The organism is Streptomyces sp. MRC013 (genome assembly GCF_023614235.1).
Classification (GTDB): Bacteria; Actinomycetota; Actinomycetes; order Streptomycetales; family Streptomycetaceae; genus Streptomyces.
The window spans coordinates 4,387,420-4,401,628 of record NZ_CP094264.1 but is presented as its reverse complement, the minus strand read 5'-3'; the positions used below and the strand labels follow the sequence as shown (position 1 = coordinate 4,401,628).

General features: G+C 73.6%; 13 protein-coding genes and 2 pseudogenes. 4 read left to right on the top strand and 11 right to left on the bottom strand.

Annotated elements, in window-relative coordinates; genetic code table 11:
• Positions 1–63: 63 nt before the first annotated feature.
• Together LUW75_RS19960 and LUW75_RS19955 are read right to left on the bottom strand one after the other, a co-directional pair.
• The gene (locus LUW75_RS19960) at positions 64–492 is read right to left on the bottom strand and encodes an NfeD family protein (RefSeq protein WP_250336843.1); all 429 of its coding nucleotides are present in this window, start codon (positions 490–492) and stop codon (positions 64–66) included.
• Between the two features lie 139 nt (positions 493–631).
• Entirely contained in the window at positions 632–1,423 is a 792-nt protein-coding gene (locus LUW75_RS19955) for an ABC transporter ATP-binding protein (RefSeq protein ID WP_250336842.1), read from the bottom strand.
• Positions 1,424–1,570: 147 nt separating this feature from the next.
• On the opposite strand from LUW75_RS19955, the pseudogene LUW75_RS19950 reads away from it, so the two are divergent.
• A pseudogene (locus LUW75_RS19950) lies at positions 1,571–2,360 on the top strand (hypothetical protein).
• A gap of 88 nt (positions 2,361–2,448) precedes the next feature.
• Here the strand turns inward: LUW75_RS19950 and LUW75_RS19945 are convergent.
• Positions 2,449–3,132 carry a response regulator gene (locus LUW75_RS19945; RefSeq protein ID WP_250336841.1) on the bottom strand — a complete coding sequence of 228 codons (684 nt, stop codon included), beginning with the start codon at positions 3,130–3,132 and terminating at the stop codon, positions 2,449–2,451.
• A complete protein-coding gene (locus LUW75_RS19940) occupies positions 3,125–4,264 on the bottom strand; it encodes a GAF domain-containing sensor histidine kinase (RefSeq protein WP_250336840.1) in 1,140 nt (379 codons plus the stop codon). The genes LUW75_RS19945 and LUW75_RS19940 overlap by 8 nt, the downstream gene beginning before the upstream one ends.
• Positions 4,265–4,680: 416 nt before the next feature.
• Here LUW75_RS19940 and LUW75_RS19935 point away from each other — a divergent pair, with 416 nt between their 5' ends.
• Complete coding sequence (locus tag LUW75_RS19935; protein WP_250336839.1) at positions 4,681–5,412, top strand: transglycosylase SLT domain-containing protein; 732 nt, start codon at positions 4,681–4,683, stop codon at positions 5,410–5,412.
• Positions 5,413–5,481: 69 nt separating this feature from the next.
• On the opposite strand, the pseudogene LUW75_RS19930 reads toward LUW75_RS19935, so the two are convergent.
• Positions 5,482–8,057 (bottom strand): annotated as a pseudogene (locus tag LUW75_RS19930) (ABC transporter ATP-binding protein/permease).
• A gap of 387 nt (positions 8,058–8,444) precedes the next feature.
• Between LUW75_RS19930 and serB the strand changes: the two are divergent.
• The gene (gene serB, locus LUW75_RS19925) at positions 8,445–9,650 is read left to right on the top strand and encodes a phosphoserine phosphatase SerB (protein ID WP_250336838.1); all 1,206 of its coding nucleotides are present in this window, start codon (positions 8,445–8,447) and stop codon (positions 9,648–9,650) included.
• Positions 9,651–9,699: 49 nt separating this feature from the next.
• Here the strand turns inward: serB and LUW75_RS19920 are convergent, their stop codons facing one another.
• From LUW75_RS19920 to LUW75_RS19915, 4 genes are all read right to left on the bottom strand, one after another.
• On the bottom strand, positions 9,700–10,218 hold the full coding sequence (locus LUW75_RS19920) for a SixA phosphatase family protein (RefSeq protein ID WP_250336837.1): 519 nt from the start codon (positions 10,216–10,218) through the stop codon (positions 9,700–9,702).
• 76 nt (positions 10,219–10,294) lie between these two features.
• Positions 10,295–10,426, bottom strand: coding sequence for a hypothetical protein (locus LUW75_RS24395; protein ID WP_284453888.1), 132 nt, complete (start codon positions 10,424–10,426; stop codon positions 10,295–10,297).
• 275 nt (positions 10,427–10,701) lie between these two features.
• Positions 10,702–10,818, bottom strand: a complete 117-nt coding sequence (locus tag LUW75_RS24390; RefSeq protein ID WP_284453851.1) for an SGM_5486 family transporter-associated protein — start codon at positions 10,816–10,818, stop codon at positions 10,702–10,704.
• A gap of 17 nt (positions 10,819–10,835) precedes the next feature.
• Entirely contained in the window at positions 10,836–12,170 is a 1,335-nt protein-coding gene (locus tag LUW75_RS19915; protein WP_250336836.1) for a CynX/NimT family MFS transporter, read from the bottom strand.
• Between the two features lie 101 nt (positions 12,171–12,271).
• Between LUW75_RS19915 and LUW75_RS19910 the strand changes: the two genes are divergently transcribed.
• On the top strand, positions 12,272–12,964 hold the full coding sequence (locus LUW75_RS19910; RefSeq protein WP_250336835.1) for a FadR/GntR family transcriptional regulator: 693 nt from the start codon (positions 12,272–12,274) through the stop codon (positions 12,962–12,964).
• Here LUW75_RS19910 and LUW75_RS19905 read toward each other — a convergent pair.
• Entirely contained in the window at positions 12,921–13,292 is a 372-nt protein-coding gene (locus LUW75_RS19905) for a hypothetical protein (protein WP_250336834.1), read from the bottom strand. The two genes, LUW75_RS19910 and LUW75_RS19905, sit on opposite strands and share 44 nt — an antisense overlap.
• A gap of 146 nt (positions 13,293–13,438) precedes the next feature.
• Positions 13,439–14,206: an enoyl-ACP reductase FabI gene (fabI, locus tag LUW75_RS19900; protein ID WP_250336833.1), complete on the bottom strand. Its 768-nt coding sequence runs from the start codon at positions 14,204–14,206 to the stop codon at positions 13,439–13,441.
• Between the last annotated feature and the right edge of the window lie 3 nt (positions 14,207–14,209).

Genomic DNA, 14,209 nt, shown 5'->3' with positions numbered 1-14,209 from the left:
ATGTGGGCGGTTCGGCCGGTTGTCCCGGTGACCGGCCTGCCCGGGACGGCGTGTGGCGGGACGTCACATCACGACGGCGGTGGCCCCGTCGATGTCGACGACGTCGACCTGCTGCCCTTGTTCGAAGACCTGGTCGGGTGCGTAGGCGCGGGCGGACCAGACCTCGCCGGCGAGCTTGACGCGTCCGCCGGAGGCGTCGACCCGTTCCAGGACGACGGCTTGGCGGCCCTTCAGGGCGTCCACGCCGGTGGCGTGGGCGGGTTGTCCTCGGCGGTGCCGGGCCGCGATGGGGCGCACGACGGCGAGGAGTGCGACGGAGACCACGACGAAGACGATGACCTGGGCCACCACTCCGAAGCCGAGTCCCGCGGTGAGGGCGCCCGCGACCGCCCCGACGGAGAACATGCCGAATTCGGGCATCGCGGTGATGACGAGCGGGATGCCCAGTCCCACCGCCGCGATCAGCCACCAGACCCATGCGTCGATGTCCACTCCGTCATGGTAGGCGCGCGGGCCCGCCGGGGACAGGGGGCCGGGGTCCGGCGGTGAAGGGGGGTCGGGTGCCCGGTGGGCGGGTTCCTCCGCTCCCCCGGCGTCCGGCGCCCCGGGGCTTCGGGGAGGGGCGGCGGGTTCAGCCGAGCGGGAGGCCCTGGGCGGTGTAGCGGTCGCCGACGCGCTCGACGACGAGGGGCAGGCCGAAGCAGTGGCTGAGGTTGCGGGAGGTCAGCTCGGTCTCGACGGGCCCGGCGGCGAGCACCTCGCCCTGACGGAACATCAGGACGTGGGTGAAGCCCGGCGGGACCTCCTCGACGTGGTGCGTGACCATGATCATGGAGGGGGCGTGCGGGTCGCGGGCGAGGCGGCCGAGGCGGCGTACGAGGTCCTCGCGGCCGCCGAGGTCGAGGCCGGCGGCGGGCTCGTCGAGGAGGAGCAGCTCGGGGTCGGTCATCAGGGCGCGGGCGATGAGGGTCCGCTTGCGCTCGCCCTCGGAGAGGGTGCCGAACCTGCGGTCGAGGAAGTCGGACATGCCGAGGCGGTCGAGGAAGGCGCGGGCGCGGTCCTCGTCGACGGCGTCGTAGTCCTCCCGCCAGGTGGCGGTCATGCCGTACGCCGCGGTGAGGACGGTCTGGAGGACGGTCTGCCGCCTGGGCAGCTTCTCGGCCATGGCGATGCCGGCCATGCCGACGCGGGGCCGCAGGTCGAAGACGTCGACCCTGCCGAGCTGCTCGCCGAGGATGCGGACGGTGCCGCGGGTGGGGAAGAGGTAGGTGGAGGCGATGTTGAGGAGGGTGGTCTTGCCGGCGCCGTTGGGGCCGAGGACGGCCCAGCGCTCGCCCTCCTCGACCGACCAGGAGACCCCGTCCACCAGAGCGCGTCCGTCGCGGACCACGGATACGTCCACCAGCTCCAGTACATCGCCCATGAGCGCGTTGTCTCCCCTTGCGGTCGTCGCTTCGTCGTCGTCCCCGCGCGGAGCGCCGTGGGAGCGGCGGGCACGGGTTCCCTGGGAAAACCTACGCCACCGGTGGCGGGGCCCGTACCCGTGGGGCCGGTACCTAGGCTGGGGGCCATGCTTTCGGAACCACGTTCAGGACGGTTGGCCGCTTGGGGGAACGCCCTGCTGGCCGGGTCGGTGTCGCCGGACGAGGCGGTGGGCGCGATCGTCGGCGACGACGCGCCGCACCGGGTGGAGGGCCTGCCGGGTGAGCCGGGGCCCGTCGGGCTGACCCTGGCGCTGGGGCGGCTGCGGTCGCTGGGGGTCGCCGGGTGGCGGGTCGCGCTGCCCGTGCCGGGGCACCCGCTGGGGTTGAGCGGGCCGCCGGAGTTCAACGCGCGGGCGCTCGAGGCGGGGGAGGCGGCCGTCGGCTACGGGGCCGGATTCGGGCTCGTACCGGAGGTGACCGGGGCGGGTCCGGCCGGGGAGCCGCGCGCCGGGGTCGTGTGGCGCTGCCTGCCGGTGCGGCAGGCGCCTCCGGCGGACGTGCCGTCGCTGGGCGAGGCGGAGCGGGAGCTGGCGGAGGCGCTGCGGAGGGCGACGGCGGTGCTGACGCGGCTGGACGTGGCGGCCTCGGGCCCGGTGGCGGAGGCGTCGCTGGACGCGTACCGGGCGCGGGCGGACGCCGGGGGGCGAGCCGCTGGCGCCGGGGTACCCGCCGCGGGCGGTGCGGGTGCTGGAGATGGCGCGGCGGGTGGCGCTGCTGGTCTCGCTGGCGTGCGGGAGCGGGCACGGCGGCGCGGTGAGCGCGTCGGAGATGGCGGCGCGGGCGGAGGCGCTGCGGCCGGTGGAGCGGGTGGCGCGGCGGGCGCGGGTGGCGGCGTTCAACGCGTACGTGGAGGAGCGGGAGCGGGGGCGGCCCTGAGCCGGCCGGCCGGGGACGGGATCCGGCCGGGCGCGTCAGGTCGGGCCCCGTCCCGGAGCCGGGTGGTGGGGCCGGGCGGCGGGGCCGGTCAGGTGGTGAGGCCGTGGCGTACCGCCCACAGGGCGGCCTGGGTCCGGTCGGCGAGGTCCAGCTTCATGAGGATGTTGGAGACGTGCGTCTTCACGGTCTTCTCGGAGAGGACGAGCGCGCGGGCGATCTCCCGGTTGGAGCGGCCGTCGGCGATCAGGCCGAGGACCTCGCGCTCCCGCTCGGTGAGGGTGCCGCCGCGGCCGCCGGCGCCGCCGTTCGCCCCGTCCTGGCTGAGCAGCGCCCCGGCCACCTCGGGCTGGAGCAGGACGTGGCCCGCGTGGACGGAGCGGATGGCGCCGGCCAGGGCGTCCGGGTCGACGTCCTTGTAGACGTACCCGGCGGCGCCGGCGCGCAGGGCGGGGACGACCGTGCGCTGTTCGGTGAAGCTGGTGACGATCAGCACCTTCGCCGGGTTGCCCAGCTCGCGGAGCCTGCGCAGGGCCTCGATGCCGTCCGTGCCGGGCATCTTCACGTCCATGAGGACGACGTCGGGGCGCAGCTCCTCCGTGCGGGCGACGCCCTCGGCGCCGTCCGCGGCCTCGCCGACGACCTCGATGTCGTCCTGGACCTCCAGGAACGTGCGCAGCCCGCGGCGGACGACCTGGTGGTCGTCGACGAGGAGCACGCGGATGGCACGCCCCTTCCCCGCCCGCGCGGCGCCGCCGCTCTCCTCGTCAGCCACCGGGGACCTCCATCTCGATCGCGGTGCCCTCGCCGGGCGCCGAGTGCACGGCGAGCCGGCCGCCGACGCCGCTCGCCCGGTCCCGCATGGACACGAGGCCCAGGTGGCGCCCGGCGCTGCGGACCGCCCACGGGTCGAAGCCCCTGCCGTCGTCGGCGACGGTGAGGCGGGCGCCCTGGCCGTGCCGGGAGAGCCGGACGGCGACCCGGTCGGCCCCGGAGTGGCGCAGGGCGTTGTGCAGGGCCTCCTGGGCGACGCGGAGCAGCGCCTCCTCCTGGGCGGCGGGCAGGGCGCGCACGCCGCCCTCGTCGAAGGTGACGCGGGCCGTGTGGGCCCGGTCGAGGACCTGGACGTGCGTGCGCAGCGTGTGGACCAGGCCGTCCTCGTCGAGGGCGGCGGGGCGCAGCTCGACGACGGCGGCCCGCAGCTCGTCGGCGGCCTCGGCGGCGAGGGCCGCGACCTGCTGGAGCTCGGTCCTGGCGCGGGCGGGGTCCCGGTCGATCAGGGCGGCGGCGGCCTGGGCGGTGAGCCGCAGGGAGAACAGCTTCTGGCTGACCGCGTCGTGCAGCTCGTGGGCGAGGCGGGAGCGCTCCTCGGCGATGGTCAGCTCGCGGCTGCGCTCGTGGAGGCGGGCGTTGGTCAAGGCGATGGCGGCGTGCTGGGCGAGGATGCCGAGCAGTTCCTCGTCGTCGGCGGTGAAGCCGCCGCCGGGTGAGGGGCGGCGCTTGTTGGCGAGGAAGAGGGCGGCGATCGTCTCGTCGCCGTCGCGGACGGGCAGACCGAGGAAGTCCGACATGTCGGGGTGGGCGGCGGGCCAGCCCTCGAAGCGGGGGTCCTCGCGGACGTCGGCGAGGCGCTCGGGCCGCTCGCCGTGGAGCATCGCGGCGAGGACGCCGTGCTGCCGGGGCAGGGGGCCGATGGCCTTCCACTGCTCGTCGCTGACCCCGTCGACCACGAACTGGGCGAAACCGCCGTGGTCGTCCGGGACGCCGAGCGCCGCGTACTCGGCGTCGAGCAGGTCGCGGGCGGAGGCGACGATGGTCTTCAGGACGTCGCGGACCTCCAGCTGCCTGCTCATCTCCAGCAGGGCCGTGCTCACCGCGGCGAGACCGGAGCGTGGTCGGTCGGTCATGCGACCACCGTACCCACGGGGGTGGCGGTCCGTATCCGCCTGCGGGCGGCAGCGGCCGGGACCGGCGACCTAGGTCTTCCCTGGGCGCCGCGGAGGCCCTGAAAGGGCCTCACAGAGAGCATTGCTTCAGCAACCTCATGTAAACGCGGCAGGGGCCTGATGTGAGGCCGCGCATAGGACCCAGATCACGTACGAAACCCTTTAGTGCTCACACATGCGACATATTCCCGCTGGTCGCACGAGTCTATCCGACCCGTCGGAGCCATGTGCGGCACCTTCTGATCCACTACCCGGGATCGTATGTCACATCTTTGCCACGGGTTTTCGCAGTCGCTAAGAATTGCTGCCGTCGCCCGCCAAGCCAGGCGCAGCGCCGCCCGGCGTGCGACTCCCGCGATTCGAAGAGGTACGACTGTATGTTCCCGTCCAGCACTCCTGGTCTCAGCCGTCTCAAGAAGAACCACAAGCTCTCCCTCGCCGGCGTGGCCGCCATCGGTGCCGCCACCCTCTCCCTCTCGGTGGTTCCGGGTCCCGCCCCGGCCGAGGCGGAGGTCAGGGAGGTGGCCGCCGCCCCGGCCGCCGCCTGGAGCGGCTACCGGAACGCGGAGCTGCAGGCCGGCATCGCCGGGCAGAAGTCGGCGTTCGAGGTGAAGGCCGCCGCCGCGGCCAAGGCCAAGGCCGAGTCCGAGGCCGCGACGAAGGCCGAGGCCACCGCCAAGGCGAGGGCCGCCAAGGCGAAGGCCGCCGCCAAGGCCGAGGCCGCCGCCAAGGAGCGCGCCGCCGCCCAGGCCGCCGCCAGCCGTACCGCCGCACGCAAGCCGGTGTACGCGGACAACCTCGACGGATGGATCCGCGAGGCGCTCTCCATCATGAAGAAGCACGACATCCCCGGCAGCTACGAGGGCATCCACCGCAACATCATGCGGGAGTCCAGCGGCAACCCGAACGCGATCAACGACTGGGACATCAACGCCCGCAACGGCGTCCCGTCGATCGGCCTGCTCCAGGTCATCAAGCCGACGTTCGACGCGTACCACATCCCCGGCACGAAGAAGAGCCAGTGGGACCCGGTGGCCAACATCGTCGCCGCGTGCAACTACGCCGCCGACCGCTACGGCTCCATGGACAACGTCGACAGCGCGTACTGACCCGCACCGACGTGGAAAGGGCGGCACCCCGGCAGGGGTGCCGCCCTTCACGCGCGCGCGCGGCGGCGGTCACTTGCGCATGACCTCCGGCTCGTGGCGGCGCAGCAGGCGCGCCACGACGAAGCCGAGGGCGACGGCCATGACGACCAGCACCGTCACGTTCACGCCCCACTGGCCGGCGCCGTGCTCCCACAGCGGGTCCAGGTCGGTGGGGTTCTCGTGGTCCCACGGCGGCATGAGGTGCGCCAGGTCGAGGGTGGCGCCCGCGCCGGCGATGGCCCAGCGGGACGGCATGAGCCAGGCGAACTGCTCCAGGCCCGGCGAGCCGTACACCTTGAACAGGATGCCGGTGAAGACGACCTGGACGATCGCGAACATGACCAGCAGCGGCATCGTCTTCTCCGCGGTCTTCACCAGGGAGGAGATGACCAGACCGACCATCATCGAGGTCAGGCCGAGCGCGATGACGACGAGGCACAGCTCGACGGCGGGCGGCATCACCAGGCCCTCGGCGGGCAGCTCGCGCGGGGTGAAGCCGATGGCGCAGATGATGACGCCCTGGAAGGCCGTGATGAGGCCGAGGACGATCACCTTGGACATCAGGTACGCCGAGCGGGACAGGCCGGTGGCGCGCTCCCGCTCGTAGATCACCCGCTCCTTGATCAGCTCTCGTACGGAGTTGGCGGCGCCCGAGAAGCACATGCCGACGGCGAGGATGAGCATGATCGTTCCCGCGTCGCCGTTGAACCTGGACGGCGGCGTCGGCGGGGCCAGGCCGAAGTCGGCCGGGATGACGACGGAGACCGCGCCGAGGACCGCCGGGAGGATGACCATCAGGGCGAGGAAGCCCCGGTCGGAGGCGATCACGGAGACGTACCGGCGGATCAGGGTCCACAGCTGGGCACCCCAGCTCTGCGGCTTGGGCGGCCTGGCGGCGGACTGCACCGCCATGTGGACGGGCTGCGGCGCCACGGCGTCGATGTCGGCGGCGTACAGCTGGTAGTGCTGCGAGCCCTTCCAGCGGCCGGCCCAGTCGTAGTCGCGGTAGTTCTCGAAGGCGGAGAAGACGTCCGCCCACGTCTCGTACCCGAAGAAGTTCAGCGCCTCCTCCGGCGGGCCGAAGTAGGCCACCGAACCGCCGGGGGCCATCACCAGCAGCTTGTCGCAGAGCGCGAGCTCGGCGACGGAGTGGGTGACGACGAGGACCGTGCGGCCGTCGTCGGCGAGGCCGCGCAGCAGCTGCATGACGTCGCGGTCCATGCCCGGGTCGAGGCCGGAGGTCGGCTCGTCCAGGAAGATCAGGGACGGCTTGGTCAGCAGCTCCAGGGCGACGGAGACGCGCTTGCGCTGGCCGCCGGAGAGGGAGGTGAACTTCTTCTCCTTGTGGACGTCCAGCTTCAGCTCGCGCAGCACCTCGTCGATCCGGGCCTCGCGCTCGGCCGCCGCGGTGTCGCCCGGGAAGCGGAGCTTCGCCGCGTACCGCAGGGCCTTCTGGACGGTCAGCTCCTTGTGGAGGATGTCGTCCTGCGGGACCAGGCCGATGCGCTGGCGCAGTTCGGCGAACTGCTTGTAGAGGCTGCGGTTGTCGTAGAGGACGTCGCCCTGGTCGGCGGGGCGGTAGCCGGTGAGCGCCTTGAGGAGCGTCGACTTGCCGGAGCCGGACGGGCCGATGACGCCGATCAGCGACTTCTCGGGGACGCCGAAGGAGACGTCCTTCAGGATCTGCTTGCCGCCGTCGACGGTGACGGTGAGGTGGCGGGCCGAGAAGGAGACCTCGCCGGTGTCGACGAACTCCTCCAGGCGGTCGCCGACGATCCGGAACGTCGAGTGGCCGACGCCGACGATGTCGTTCGGGCCGATGAGGACGGTTCCGGACTTGGCGATCGGCTGGCCGTTGACGTACGTGCCGTTGTGCGAGCCGAGGTCGCGCAGTTCGAAGCGGCCGTCGGGGTGAGCGGTGAACTCGGCGTGGTGGCGCGAGACCTGGAGGTCGGAGACGACCAGTTCGTTCTCGAGCGCGCGGCCGATGCGCATGACGCGGCCCAGGGCCAGCTGGTGGAAGGTGGTGGGGCTGCGGTCCCCGCCGTGGGCGGGGGGACCTGGCACCTTGTCGACCGCCACGCCGCCGCCCTGCTGCTGCGGGATCTGCCGCTGCGGCGCCTGCTGCCAGCCGGGCTGCTCCTGGTACGGCTGATCCTGGTGCGGCTGGTGCGGGTGCTGCTGCGGCTGGTGCTGCTGCGGGGCCTGTGGTGCCGCGTGGGCCTGCCGGCCGGGCCAGGGCTGCTGGACCTGCGGCGCCCGGGCGCCGTACGCGCCGGCGGGCGCGGCGTGGGCTGCGGGAGCGGCGCCGGCGAAGTCCAGCCGCGGGCCGTCGGTGGCGTTGCCCAGGTGCACCGAGGCACCCGGTCCGATCTCCGTCTGGTGGATCCGCTGACCCTGTGCGTAGGTGCCGTTGGTGGAGCCGTGATCCTCGATGACCCAGCTCCGGCCCCCCAGCTCACCGTGGCGTGCCGCCACGAGACCCTGGCGTCGTCGATCACCACGTCGCCCTGCGGGTCGCGCCCGAGGGTGTACGACCTGGACGGATCGAGGGTCCAGGTCCTTCCGTTCAGTTCCAGTACGAGTTCCGGCACTCCATGCCCCACGTAGTTGTCCCCCGAGGTACCCCCGTCGCTGGGAGTCTGGGGATGGCGAACATCGAGGAGGAACTATTTCAGGCCCGGTCGCCGATCTGAAAGTCGGGCGGTGTGAAGACCCCCGGCGTCCCCCGGGAAGCGCGGCCGGACGGGTCGGCGAATGGGTTCATCACCCCTCTACCCGGGCATCCCGCCGCCGAGGACGAAGAACGGCCGGGGCGGCGGGCGGGGCGCTCCCCGCCCCGTCCCGGCCGGGCATGACCGGGACGGGGCGGAATCCGGCCGCACCCGTACGGAACGGGGCTCGGCGGCGCCCCGGCGGCCCGCTCCGGATCGGCGTCCGCCGGCCGGGACGGGGCGGTGGGCGTCCTGCGGGACGGATACGGTGGGGGGACCATGAGCGCATCACAGACCTCAGACGTTCCCACCCTCCTCGTGAAGATCTTCGGGAAGGACCGTGCCGGGATCACCGCCGGGCTGTTCGACACCCTCGCCGCGTTCTCCGTCGACGTCATCGACATCGAGCAGGTGGTCACCCGCGGCCGTATCGTCCTGTGCGCGCTCGTCACCAAGCCGGCCGCCGGAACGGAGGGCGGACTGCGGGCCACCGTCCACACCTGGGCCGACTCGCTGAAGCTCCAGGCGGAGATCATCTCCGGTACCGGCGACAACCGGCCGCGCGGCCACGGGCGTTCCCACGTGACCGTCCTGGGGAACCCGCTGACCGCGGAGAACACCGCGGCCATAGCCGCCACCATCACCCGCACCGGAGGCAACATCGACCGCGTCTTCCGGCTGGCGAAGTATCCCGTGACCGCGGTGGAGTTCGCCGTCTCCGGCGTCGAGACCGAACCGCTGCGCACCGCGCTCGCCACCGAGGGGCACGAACTGGGCGTGGACGTGGCCGTGGTGTCCGCCGGGCTGCACCGGCGGGCGCAGCGGCTGGTGGTCATGGACGTCGACTCGACGCTGATCCAGGACGAGGTCATCGAGCTGTTCGCCGCCCACGCGGGGTGCGAGCACGAGGTCGCGGAGGTCACCGCCGCGGCGATGCGCGGCGAGCTGGACTTCGAGCAGTCGCTGCACGCGCGCGTGGCGCTGCTGGAGGGCCTGGACGAGTCGGTCGTGGAGAAGGTGCGGTCCGAGGTGCGGCTGACGCCCGGTGCCCGCACCCTGATCCGTACGCTGAAGCGGCTCGGCTACCAGGTCGGCGTGGTGTCCGGCGGGTTCACGCAGGTCACGGACGACCTGAAGGTGCGGCTCGGCCTGGACTTCGCCTCCGCCAACACGCTGGAGATCGTCGACGGCAGGCTGACCGGCCGGGTGACCGGCGAGATCGTGGACCGGGCGGGGAAGGCGCGGCTGCTGCGCCGGTTCGCGGCGGAGGCGGGTGTGCCGCTCGCGCAGACCGTGGCGATCGGCGACGGCGCGAACGACCTCGACATGCTGAACGCGGCCGGTCTCGGCGTGGCCTTCAACGCCAAGCCGGTGGTCCGCAGGGCCGCGGACACCGCGGTCAACGTGCCGTTCCTGGACACCGTGCTGTACCTGCTCGGCATCACCCGCGAGGAGGTGGAGGCGGCGGGCACCGTGTCCGCCTGACCCGGTGCCCGGGCCGCCGTGGCGACGCCGGTCCGCCGTACGGCGGGCGTCACGCGTGAGGCGCCCAGAAGCCGACCATCTTGCCGGCGCCGTGCTCCAGGGACTTCCACCCTCCGTCAAACGTGAGGACGGCGAGGGCGGAGGTCGGGAAGCCGCTGCGGTTCATCCTGGGCAGGATGTCACCCTCCGCCTCCCCGGCGAGGGCGTCGGCGAGGGCGTGGACGCCCGGGTTGTGCCCGACGAGGAGGAGGTCCCTCACGTCGTCGGGCGTCTCGTTGAGCAGCGCGATCAGCTCGCCGAGGGAGGCTTCGTAGACGCGCTCGTCGTAGAGGGTCCTGGGCCGCTGGGGCAGCTCGGAGACCACCAGCTTCCACGTCTCGCGGGTGCGCACGGCGGTCGAGCACAGGGTCAGGTCGGGGGTGATGCCGGCGCCGGCGAGCCAGCGCCCGGCGAGGGGCGCCTCCCGGCGACCGCGGTCGGTGAGCGGGCGCTCGTGGTCGGAGTCCTGGGACCACTCGGCCTTCGCATGCCGGAGTAGCACGATCCTGCGGGCTGTATCGACGCTCATGCCCCCAGCTTCGCACGAGACGGACCCTGCGGCGCAGGGTGTTGACGCGTCCGAACGGCAGGGGCGGGCGGGGCCGCTAGCGCGCGACGGCGTGCCGGACCTGTTCGAGGAACCGGCCCACGACGGGCTCGCCGCCCGTGGCGCGGGCCTGCCCCGGCCCCGCGAGGAGGAGGAACAGCACGGCGAAGGCGGCGGCGGGGAGGGCCACGGCCCACCAGGGCAGCCGGACGTCCGCACCGCCGGTGCCGGCGGCGGTGCCCCCGCCGACGGCGGGGGCGGGGACGTGGGTGGGGGGTGGGCGTACGGGCCGACATGGCCGCCTCCGTCGTCGCGGGGTCCGTGGTGGTCCCCACGCTACGGAGCCCCGGCGGCGCGTCCATCCGGTGATCCACCCAGATGACCCCGATCCTCGTCCCCTAGGGGACGGGGAGGGCGGCTCCGCCGCCCGGTCCGGACGGACCGGGGAAGGCCAGGCGGAGGCGGTCAGGGCGAGACGATCGAGGCGACGATTCCGATCACCACGCCGATCGCGAGCATGACGCCGAAGACGGCGAGCAGCTTCTTCTGGCCGTTCTGGGGGTTCGGGTCGAGCACAGGCATGGTGCCAGTCTCGCATCTCAGGCCTCGTCCTCGACCGTCCGGTCCCGTCCGGCCAGCACGCCGGCCGCCATCTGGGGCACGATCAGGCCCGCCATCAGGGCGAGTGGGGCGGTCCAGCCGCCGCTGTGCTGGTACAGGGCGCCGACGAGGATCGGCCCGGGGATCGACAGGAGGTACCCGGCGCACTGGGCGAAGGCGGAGAGCCGCACGACGCCGGTGCCCGTGCGGGCCCGCATGCCGATCATGGTGAGGGCGAGCGGGAAGGCGCAGTTCGAGATGCCGAGCAGGACCGCCCAGAGCCAGGCGCCGGCGGCCGGCGCGGTGAGCAGCCCGGCGTACCCGGCGAGCCCGGCCAGGCCGAGGGCGACCACGATCGGGCCCTGCTGCCGCATCCGGCCGGCGACGCGCGGGATGACGAAGGCGAGCGGGACGCCCATGACCATGGTGACGGCCAGCAGGACGCCGGCGGTCCCGGCCGGGACGCCCGCGTCGCGGAAGATCTGCGGGAGCCAGCCCATCGTGATATACGCGCCGGTGGCCTGGAGGCCGAAGAAGCAGGCGAGCGCCCAGGCCGTACGGCTCCGCGCCACCCGCGGCCCGGCCGCCGGGGCACCCTCGGAGGGGACGGCAACAGAGGGGACGGCGCCCGCCGAAGGGACGCCGACGGAGGGGACGGGACGCGCGGCCGCGCGGTGGTCCCGTACGACCGGGATCCACGGCAGGACCGCCAGGGCCGCCAGGGCCGCCCACACGCCCAGACCGGCGCGCCAGCCGCCGCCCAGGGCGGCGGTGAGCGGAACGGTGACGGCCGCCGCGAGGGAGGTGCCCAGGGCCAGGGCCATCGAGTACAGGCCGGTCATCGTGCCGACGCGGTCGGGGAAGTACCGCTTGACGACGGCGGGCATCAGCACGTTGCTGAGGGCGATGCCCGCCAGGGCGAGGGCGCTCGCGGCGAGGAAGCCCGGCGTGCCGCCCGCGAAGGGGCGGCACGCCACGCCGACGGCGATCGCCGCCATGCCGGCGCAGACCACCGCGGCCCCGCCGAAGCGGCGGGCGAGGCGCGGCGCGGCGACGCCGAAGACGGCGAAGCACAGCGGTGGCACGGAGGTGAGGAGGCCCGCGACGCCTCCGCTCATGTGGAGGCCGGTGCGGACCTCCTCCAGGAGCGCGCCGAGGCTGGTGATGGCGGGGCGGAGGTTGAGCGCGGCGAGGACGAGACCGACGACGAGGAGACGGGGGAGCCACCTTCCGGAGGGCGCCGCGGCGGCCGGGGCGGTCCGCGGCGGCGGGGCGGCCGACCGGGGGGTCACGCGTACGGGACTGTGCGTCGGGATCTGCGGCTCGTCGGACATATGCCCATCATAGAATCATGGGATGATTGGTTGTCCAATCGCGAACGAACCACCGCCGAACCCGCCCCGAACCCGCCCCGAACCCGAGACGAGGAAGAACCATGGCGCTCAGCTCGCCCCGCCGGTCCGCGCTCTCCGACCAGGTGATCGCGCAGCTGCGGAACCAGATCACCTCCGGTGAGTGGCCGGTCGGCTCGCGCATCCCCACCGAGCCGGAGCTGGTGGAGCAGCTGGGCGTGGCCCGCAACACCGTCCGCGAGGCGGTGCGGGCGCTCGCGCACAACGGCCTGCTGGACATCCGCCAGGGATCCGGCACGTACGTGGTCGCGACGAGCGAGCTGGCCGGGGTGATGCACCGCCGCTTCGCCGACGCCGACCCCCGGCACGTCGCCGAGTTGCGCTCCACCCTGGAGTCGTCGGCGGCGCGGCTGGCCGCCGGGCGCCGCACCGAGCGGGACCTGCGGCAGCTGGAGACGCTCCTCGCGCGGCGCGAGGAGGCGTGGGGGACGGGCGACGCCGACCTGTTCGTGGCGGCGGACGCGACCTTCCACCTCGCCGTGGTCGCGGCCTCGCACAACGACGTGCTGACCGAGCTGTACGCCGACCTCGGGCACCTGATGCGCGCCTGGCTGCGCGACGACGTGGGCCGGGAGCTGCGCCCGGAGCACCACATGGACCACGGGCGGCTGGTGGCGGCGATCCGCGCGGGTGACGCCGAGACCGCGGCGTCGGAGGCGGCGGGCTACCCGTTCACCTGCCTCGGGAACCCGGGGCCGGAAGGGGATCGTGGCTGATCCAGGCGGCCCGGACCTCCTTCCAGCACCGCTCCGCCAGTTCGACGTGGGCGGTGGCCGGGACCTCGACCGGCGCGCTGTCGGCGTCGACGTCCCACCAGCGGGCGCACTCGACGTGCAGTCGCACCCGGTCGGTGCGGGGGTAGGGGTTGTGGCAGTACGCGGTGACGTGGGAACCGTCGACCTCGGTACGGCACGACGCGCCCGCCCGCTCCCGCCGGTCGTCCGCCGCGGCGGGTCCCGCCGGCGCGGCGAGACCCGCGAGCAGGACGGCGGCGAGGGCCGGGGCGGCGGTCGAAGCCGCCGTCCGGTGGTGTCGTATCGCCACGGCCGCACCTCCTCCCCGGACACCGGGGGCGGAGCCGCCCGGCTCGACCAGTGTGCCTCACGCACGGCGAGGCCGCGCGCCGATCGGGTGACGGTCGCGCGGCCTCGACGGCGGAACGCCGGGGCGGACGGGGTGGGTGCGGAGCGTCAGGCACCCATGATGTGGACGCCGCCGTCGACGTGGACGATCTCGCCGGTGGTCTTCGGGAAGAAGTCCGACAGCAGGGCGACGACACCGCGGCCGGCGGGCTCCGGATCGGTCATGTCCCACGCGAGGGGGGAGCGCTCGTCCCAGACCTTGGCCAGGTCCCCGAAGCCCGGGATGGACTTGGCCGCCATCGAGCCGAGCGGGCCGGCGGAGATCAGGTTGCAGCGGACGTTCCGCTTGCCGAGGTCCCGCGCCAGGTAGCGGCTGGTGGCCTCCAGGGCGGCCTTGGCGGGGCCCATCCAGTCGTACTGCGGCCAGGCGAACTGCGCGTCGAAGGTCAGGCCGACCACCGAGCCGCCGTCCTCCATCAGGGGCAGGCAGGCCGTGGTCAGCGACTTCAGCGAGAACGCCGAGACGTGCATCGCCGTGGACACCGACTCGAACGGCGTGTGGAGGAAGTTGCCGCCGAGCGCGTCCTGCGGGGCGAAGCCGATGGAGTGCACGACTCCGTCGAGGCCGCCGAGCTCCTCGCGGACGACGCCCTCGACCCGGGCCAGGTGCTCGTCGTTGGTGACGTCGAGCTCGATGACCCTGGCCGGCTTCGGGAGCTTCTTGGCGATGCGCTCGGTCAGGGTGGGCCGCGGGAACGCGGTCAGGATGACCTCGGCGCCCTGCTCCTGGGCCACCTTCGCGGTGTGGAACGCAATGGAGGACTCCATCAGCACACCGGTGACGAGGACGCGCTTGCCGTCGAGAATTCCGCTCATGTG

Bases quoted from the DNA above. Each gene is read 5' to 3' on its own strand.
- LUW75_RS19955 (WP_250336842.1), bottom strand. From the start codon at position 1,423: ATGGGCGATGTACTGGAGCTGGTGGACGTATCCGTGGTCCGCGACGGA.
- LUW75_RS19940 (WP_250336840.1), bottom strand. From the start codon at position 4,264: ATGACCGACCGACCACGCTCCGGTCTCGCCGCGGTGAGCACGGCCCTG.
- LUW75_RS19935 (WP_250336839.1), top strand. From the start codon at position 4,681: ATGTTCCCGTCCAGCACTCCTGGTCTCAGCCGTCTCAAGAAGAACCAC.
- serB (WP_250336838.1), top strand. From the start codon at position 8,445: ATGAGCGCATCACAGACCTCAGACGTTCCCACCCTCCTCGTGAAGATC.
- LUW75_RS19920 (WP_250336837.1), bottom strand. From the start codon at position 10,218: ATGAGCGTCGATACAGCCCGCAGGATCGTGCTACTCCGGCATGCGAAG.
- LUW75_RS24390 (WP_284453851.1), bottom strand. From the start codon at position 10,818: ATGCCTGTGCTCGACCCGAACCCCCAGAACGGCCAGAAGAAGCTGCTC.
- LUW75_RS19915 (WP_250336836.1), bottom strand. From the start codon at position 12,170: ATGTCCGACGAGCCGCAGATCCCGACGCACAGTCCCGTACGCGTGACC.
- LUW75_RS19910 (WP_250336835.1), top strand. From the start codon at position 12,272: ATGGCGCTCAGCTCGCCCCGCCGGTCCGCGCTCTCCGACCAGGTGATC.
- fabI (WP_250336833.1), bottom strand. From the start codon at position 14,206: ATGAGCGGAATTCTCGACGGCAAGCGCGTCCTCGTCACCGGTGTGCTG.